Here is a 368-nt window from a genome sequence, read left to right as displayed (position 1 = left end):
GCGGCACGCTTCTGCTCACAGACAGCTTTGACAACAGTCGTGCGGTGACGCTTGGCACGAATGGCGGCACCATCCAGACGACGGCTGCGAAGACCAACAGTTTCTCGGGCACGGTGACGGGCACGGGCAAACTAACGAAGACCGGCGACGGCACGCTTGTTCTCTCGAGCACGGCCAGCGACTATACGGGCGGCACGCAGATTGATGGCGGTGTGCTTTCAGTCTCGGCCAACGCCAATCTTGGCGCGACGACAGGTGCGCTCGGCTTCAATGGCGGCACGCTTCTGCTCACAGACAGCTTTGACAACAGTCGTGCGGTGACGCTTGGCACGAATGGCGGCACCATCCAGACGACGGCTGCGAAGACC

The 368-nt window shown here is 62.0% G+C and carries 1 protein-coding gene; it reads left to right on the top strand.

The window, feature by feature from the left end:
* Positions 1–368: autotransporter-associated beta strand repeat-containing protein (locus tag ABE530_RS19720; protein WP_499695738.1), on the top strand; the 368-nt coding region annotated here is incomplete at both ends.

The sequence above is a fragment of the Brucella sp. TWI559 genome (assembly GCF_039674265.1).
GTDB lineage: Bacteria > Pseudomonadota > Alphaproteobacteria > Rhizobiales > Rhizobiaceae > Brucella > Brucella chromiisoli.
Note: the sequence above shows the minus strand (reverse complement) of the source record. Positions and strands in the feature narration are given on the sequence as shown.